The sequence below is a fragment of the Cryobacterium sp. TmT2-59 genome, assembly GCF_004403545.1.
Taxonomy (GTDB): domain Bacteria; phylum Actinomycetota; class Actinomycetes; order Actinomycetales; family Microbacteriaceae; genus Cryobacterium; species Cryobacterium shii.
In genome coordinates this window covers 1-6,108 of sequence record NZ_SOGM01000097.1, presented here as the reverse complement: position 1 = coordinate 6,108, position 6,108 = coordinate 1, and the positions used below count along the sequence as shown (strand labels likewise).

Below are 6,108 nucleotides of genomic sequence, written 5' to 3'. Positions count from 1 at the left end.
GGGCGCGGGCCGCGGCGGGCGCTCGGAGGCGGCGGCGCGGCCGGGCGCGGCTAGGCGGCGGCGAATTCCGCGAGCACCGCGGCCAGCTGCTCGACGGCCCAGTCGATGTCGGCCTCGGAGACCACGATCGGCGGGGCCAGGCGGATGGTGAAGCCGTGGGTGTCCTTCGCGAGCACGCCGCGGGCCAGGAGGGCCTCGCAGACCGCCCGGCCGGACGCCACCGTCGGGTCGATGTCGATCCCGGCCCAGAGGCCCGCGCCGCGCACGGCGACGACGCCCCGGCCGATCAGGGCGCTCAGCCCGTCGTGCAGTCGGGTGCCGAGAACGCGGGCGCGCTCCTGGTATTCGCCGGTGGCCAGCATCTTCACCACGGCGAGGCCGACGGCCGCGGCCAGGGGGTTGCCGCCGAAGGTCGAGCCGTGCTCGCCAGGGCGGAGCACGCCGAGGACGTCCGCGTTGCCGACCACCGCCGAAACGGGAACGATGCCGCCGCCGAGCGCCTTGCCCAGCAGGTACAGGTCCGGCACGACCCCGACCAGATCGCAGGCGAAGGTCGCGCCCGTACGGCCGAGGCCGGACTGGATCTCGTCGGCGATGAACAGCACGTTATGGCGGGTCGTGATCTCGCGCACGGCGGGCAGGTAGCCCGCCGGCGGCACGACGATGCCGGCCTCGCCCTGGATTGGCTCGAGCAACACGGCGACCGTGTTCTGGTCGATCGCGGCCTCGAGGGCCGCGGCGTCCCCGTAGGGAACCGTGCGGAACCCGGGCGTGAACGGGCCGAAGTCCTTGCGGGCGGACTCGTCGTCGGAGAAGCTGATGATCGTGGTCGTGCGGCCGTGGAAGTTCTCGCCGGCCACGATGATGTTGGCCAGCCCGTCGGCGACGCCCTTCACCCGGTAGCCCCAGGCGCGGGCTACCTTGATGCCGGACTCGACCGCTTCGGCGCCCGTGTTCATCGGGAGGACCATGTCCTTGCCGGAGAGCTCGGCGAGCGCTGTCACGAACGGGCCGAGCTGGTCGTTGTGGAAGGCGCGGCTGGTGAGCGTGATGCGGCCGAGCTGGGCGCGGGCGGCTTCCAGCAGAACCGGGTTGGAGTGGCCGAAGTTGACCGCGGAGTAGGCGGCCAGGCAGTCCAGGTAGCGGCGACCGTCGACATCCGTCACCCAGGCGCCGTCCCCGGAGGCGACGACGACGGGCAGCGGGTGGTAGTTGTGGGCCGCGTGCTCGTTCTCGAGCGCGATGTAGGACGCCTGATCGAGGGCGGCCGTGGTCTGGGCTGTCGTGGTCTGGGCTGTCGTGGTCTGGGCGGCCGCGGTCTGGGCGGCCGCGGTCTGGTCGGCCGCGGTCTGGTCGATCATCGGCGCAGCTCCAGCGTGCAGCACTTCACTCCGCCGCCGCCGAGGAGCAGCTCGGACAGGTCGACGCCGATCGGGTTGTAGCCGCGCGCGCGCAGCTGGCGCTCGAAGTCTTTCGCGCGGGCGGCGATGACGACGTTGTAGCCGTCGGAGTAGGAGTTGAGGCCGAGGATGGCCGCGTCTTCCTCGGTGACGATGATGGCATCCGGGTAGCGCTCGCGCAGGATGACGAGGCTCGGCTCGTCGAATGCGCTCGGCAGGTAGGCGATGTTCGTGTCGTCGAGCACGGCGATGGCGGTATCGAGGTGGTAGAAGCTCGGGTTGATCAGGTTAAGCGTGATCACCGGACGGCCGTAGATGGCCGACACCTCTTCGTGGCTGTTCGAGGCGCTGCGGAAGCCGGTGCCGGCAAGGATCGCGTCGCCCACGAGCAGGAAGTCGCCCTCCCCCTCGTTGATCTCGACCGGGACGCGCACGTCGAAGCCGCTCTCGCGGAACCAGTCCATGTAGGCCGGGCCTTCCGGCTGGCGCTCCGGATAGGTGAAAGCCGCGCCGTACGCGATGTTGTCGACGACGAAGCCGCCGTTGGCCGCGTAGACCATGTCCGGCAGCCCGTCGATCGGGTCGATCAGGTGCACGTCGAAACCGAGTCCGACGTAGGTGTCGTACAGGGTCTGCCACTGCGCGACGGCCAGGGCAGTGTCGGTCGGGATGGCCGGGTCCATCCACGGGTTGATGCGGTACACGACGGTGAAGTAGTCGGGCTTGCACATCAGGATGGTGCGCCTGACCGGTATGCGCTCGGGGCGGGCCGAAGCGATGCTCTCGTCCGGGTTCGGGACGGTGAGACCCGGGACCGTGAGGTCGGGGGCGGCGAAATCAAGGGACGTGAGATTGGTCGACATGGGGACTCCTTCTGCTGCACTCCGCCGGCTTCGGGCGAGGTCGGAATGCGGGGGTGGATGGCGGACCAGGTCACTCACGAGAGCCCTGCCGGAGCCGAACGGATCCGGGCGGGGACGCCGTTCCTAGTTTCACACAGCATGAATCGGTATGTCACGCTAATCTGCGCTCGAAATGCGCGTGGTTTCCGCGCTCGACGCATGTTTTCGCCGTAGACTCTCGGAATGGACAATCTAGACCGCGGCATTCTCGACCTTCTTCGCCAGAATGCCCGCGCGGGCTACGGGGATATCGGCGGGGTCGTCGGCCTGTCGGCGTCGGCGGTCAAACGGCGGGTCGACAAGCTCGTGGCCGACCGGGTCATCCGCGGCTTCACGATCCAGGTGGACCCGGCCATCGACGGCATGAGCACCGAGGCCTACGTCGAACTGTTCTGCCGCGGCACCGTGGCGCCCGAGGAACTGCTGCGCATCCTCTCCGGCGTGCCCGAGGTCGTCGATGCCGGCACCGTCACCGGCAGCGCCGACGCGATCGTGCACATCCGGGCGCGGGACATCTCCGGCCTCGAGGCGGCCCTGGAGAAGGTGCGCCTGGCGCCGAACGTGGACCACACCCGCAGCGCGATCGTGCTCTCCCGCCTGATCCACCGCGCCGCGGAGTAGCGGCAGCGGAGCCGGCGCGCGCCGGAGTAGGGCCGGCGGCATCCGTCGCCCCTTTCGCTCGAGCGCGACCCCCGCGACACTGGAGCCGTGGCCTCACCGAAGAACGCCCAGGCTCCAAGCAAGATCGGACCGGCCGGCGCCGAGCGCATCAGCGCTGCGGCTTACGGCCTGCTCGTGGCCGCCAGCACGCTGATCGGGCTCGGCGACAGCGCCGCGTCGCCGATCATCATCGTGGTCCTGATCACGAACCTCGTGTATTACGCGACGCACGTTTTCGCCTACTCGATCGGGGATCAGACGGCCGGGTGGGGCAGCATCCGCCACCATCTGCGGGTCAGCGCACCGATGATCTCCGCCGCATTCGCTCCGCTGCTGGCGGTGCTCGTGGTGCTCTTCTTCGGCGGCGACACGAGGACCGCGACCCTGGTCAAGATGATCACGGCCAGCGTGCTGCTGAGCGTGGTGGCGGTGTCGGGGGTGCGGCTCCGCGGCATCCGTGGCTGGCCGTTGGCCCTCGTCGCGGTGGGAACCGTGCTGCTCGCCGGTTTCCTGATCCTCGCCGAGTTCCTGGTGCTGCATTAGCGGCCCGCGGACCGGGCGCTGCTGCGAGGCGGCGGGTCAGACCGGGGCGGTGAGGGGGCGCTGCCGCACGGGCGCAAGCAGGTGGATCAGCGCGACGGCGGCGATGGAACCGGCGCAAAGGATGCCGGCGAGCACGATGATCTGGAAGCGACCGGCCTCGAGCGGCGAGGCCCCGCCGAAGATGGCGCCGACGAAGGCACCGGGCAGGGTGACCAGGCCGGTGGTCTTCGTCTGGTCGGTCGAGGGGATCAGCGCGAAGTAGACGGCGCGGCGGGCCAGCTCGCGGGTCGCCTGCCGGGGCGTGGCGCCGAGGGCCAGCCAGCCCTCCACCTCGTCCCAGCGCTCGGTCACCGCCTCGCCGAAGCGGCGGCCGGAGAGCGTGGCGATCGACATGGCGTTGCCGATGATGATGCCGCCGAAGGACAGCACGTAACGCGGCGTCGACTCGAGCGCGCCGGTGCCGAACACGACCAGGAGGGAGGCGAGCACGCCCAGGCCCATCGCGGCGGCCACCCAGGCGAAGTGCTGCCGGCTGGCGCCGATGCGCCGCGTGACCGTGCCGACCGCGGCGGTGAACATGACGACGAGGCCCACGCCGACCCAGAGCGGATCGGAGATGATGCCGCTGAGCACCAGGCTGATCGCGGCCAGCTGCAGGGCTCCGCGCAGCACGGCGAGCGCCGGCGCGAACGGATGCGACACCCGGTAGGTCCAGAGCACGAGCGTGACGATCAGGATGAGCAGCAGCACGCCGGCCAGGCTCGGCAGCAGTGCCGCCAGCTGGGCGGGCAGGTCGCGGGGCCAGGTCACGTGACGAGCCTACCGAGCCGGTGTGCCCGGAGTGGCCGGCCGCGCGCATCCGTTCGGTTCGCGAGTGCGGGTGAATCGTCGGTTAGAGGACGCCAGAGCGACAATTCACCCGCACTCGCGGCGGAGAAGGGCACCGGGGGCACCGGGGGCACCGGTAGCGTGGGACGTAACGCACACGAAGGATGCCCGGCATGCAACTCGTCATCGACCCGCACTCCCCCACTCCGCCGTTCGAGCAGCTGCGGGGGCAGGTGATCGAGGGCGTGCGCACCGGCGCGCTGGCCCCGGGTGACAAGCTGCCCACCGTGCGCCGCCTCGCCGAAGACCTCGGCCTGGCCGCGAACACGGTCGCGCGCGCCTACCGGGAGCTGGAGCAGGACGAGGTGATCGAGACCCGCGGCCGGCTCGGCTCCTTCATCGCCGCGACCGGAGACGCCACGCACCAGCAGGCGCAGCGGGCCGCGGTCGCCTACGCCGAACGGATGCGCGCGCTCGGCCTGCCCCCGGAGGAGGCGCTGCAGATCGTGCGTGCGGCCCTCGGCATCCGTTCGTAGCGTCGGCGGCCTCGGCTGCTGCGTGCGCGGTGCGCGGCGTGCGCGGGTTTCGCGGCGTGCGCGGCTGCGGCTACCGCCCGTAGGCGGCGGCGAGGCGGCGGAAGCCCTCGTCCAGGCTCACCGCGGGCGCCCACCGCAGTTCGGCGCGGGTGCGGCGCTGGTCGAACCAGTGCGCGGTCGACAGCTGCTCGGCCAGGAACCGGGTCATCGGCGGCTCGTCGGCGCCCGAACGGATGCGCCAGGCCGCCTCGATCAGGGATCCCGCGCCGCGGGCGACTCCGGCCGGAACCCGCCAGGCCGGGGCCGGCACGCCCGCCGCCCGGCACATTCCGGCGAGCAGCTCGGCCACGGGGCGCGGCTCCCCGTTCGTGACCACGTAGGAGTGGCCGTGCACCGCGTCGGCCCGCTCGAGCGCGGCCGCGATGGCCGAGGCAGCGTTGTCCACATAGGTGGTGTCGATCAGGGCGGCGCCGTGGCCGAGCAGCGGCAGCCGGCCGCGGCGGGCCCGGTCGACGATGCGGGCGACGAGCTGCGTGTCGCCCGGGCCCCAGACCAGGTGCGGGCGCACCGCGACCACGTGCAGGCTCGCGGAGTCGGCGCCGAGCGCGAGCAGTTCGGCCTGGGCCTTGGTACGGGCGTAGTGCCCGCGGGCCCGGGACGGGTCGGCCGGGTCGGCGCCGCTGCCGACGATGGATGCGCCGGCGTGGGCCACCGAGGGCGACGACACGAAGACGAAGCGGGTGGCGCCGGCATCCGTGGCCGCGGCCAGCAGCGTGCGGGTGCCGCCCACATTCACGGCCTCGAAATCGGCCGGCCTGCCCGCGAGGGAGACCTTCGCGGCCAGGTGCACGACGGCGTCCATGCCGGCGGCGGCGCGGCCAACCTCGTCGGGGGCGGTGACCGAGCCGAGCACGTCGGCGACGCCGGGAACGCCCGACGCGCGGCGCTGGAACGTGCGCACCTCGTGCCCGGCAGCCGCGATCTCGGCCGCGACGGCGCGGCCGAGGAAGCCGCTCGCCCCGGTCACGAGGACCCTCACCGGGATGCTCGCGGGGGGCGCGGCGCGGGGTGGAGTGCGCCGGGACGTGCGGCGGAACCTGCGGGGTGACCTGCGGGGTGACCTGCGGGGTGACCTGCGGGGTGACCTGCGGGGTGACCTGCGCTGCGCGCGTGCTGCGCCGTTGCGCGCACGGCGGGCCACCCGCGCAGCGGCGCAGCAGCCGCGCGGCGGGCCACGGC

At 72.4% G+C, this 6,108-nt stretch carries 7 protein-coding genes; 3 read left to right on the top strand and 4 right to left on the bottom strand.

From position 1 onward, the window contains the following. Positions 1-50: 50 nt before the first annotated feature. Together rocD and ddaH are read right to left on the bottom strand one after the other, a co-directional pair. A complete protein-coding gene (gene rocD / locus E3T24_RS15015) occupies positions 51-1,361 on the bottom strand; it encodes an ornithine--oxo-acid transaminase (RefSeq protein WP_134434792.1) in 1,311 nt (436 codons plus the stop codon). After that, a complete protein-coding gene (gene ddaH / locus E3T24_RS15010; protein WP_134365957.1) occupies positions 1,358-2,263 on the bottom strand; it encodes a dimethylargininase in 906 nt (301 codons plus the stop codon). Before ddaH ends, rocD begins: the two co-directional genes overlap by 4 nt. A 222-nt stretch (positions 2,264-2,485) precedes the next feature. Here ddaH and E3T24_RS15005 point away from each other — a divergent pair, with 222 nt between their 5' ends. Both E3T24_RS15005 and E3T24_RS15000 read left to right on the top strand, forming a co-directional pair. Further along, entirely contained in the window at positions 2,486-2,923 is a 438-nt protein-coding gene (locus E3T24_RS15005; RefSeq protein ID WP_134365956.1) for an Lrp/AsnC family transcriptional regulator, read from the top strand. An 87-nt stretch (positions 2,924-3,010) separates the two neighbouring features. Continuing rightward, complete coding sequence (locus E3T24_RS15000; RefSeq protein ID WP_134434791.1) at positions 3,011-3,505, top strand: hypothetical protein; 495 nt, start codon at positions 3,011-3,013, stop codon at positions 3,503-3,505. Positions 3,506-3,541: 36 nt separating this feature from the next. Here E3T24_RS15000 and E3T24_RS14995 read toward each other — a convergent pair whose 3' ends face one another. After that, on the bottom strand, positions 3,542-4,315 hold the full coding sequence (locus E3T24_RS14995) for an ABC transporter permease (RefSeq protein ID WP_241975834.1): 774 nt from the start codon (positions 4,313-4,315) through the stop codon (positions 3,542-3,544). 191 nt (positions 4,316-4,506) lie between these two features. Here E3T24_RS14995 and E3T24_RS14990 point away from each other — a divergent pair, with 191 nt between their 5' ends. Next, complete coding sequence (locus E3T24_RS14990) at positions 4,507-4,869, top strand: GntR family transcriptional regulator (RefSeq protein ID WP_134365954.1); 363 nt, start codon at positions 4,507-4,509, stop codon at positions 4,867-4,869. 70 nt (positions 4,870-4,939) lie between these two features. Here E3T24_RS14990 and E3T24_RS14985 read toward each other — a convergent pair whose 3' ends face one another. Next, positions 4,940-5,908 carry an NAD-dependent epimerase/dehydratase family protein gene (locus E3T24_RS14985; protein WP_134366004.1) on the bottom strand — a complete coding sequence of 323 codons (969 nt, stop codon included), beginning with the start codon at positions 5,906-5,908 and terminating at the stop codon, positions 4,940-4,942. Positions 5,909-6,108: the final 200 nt, after the last annotated feature.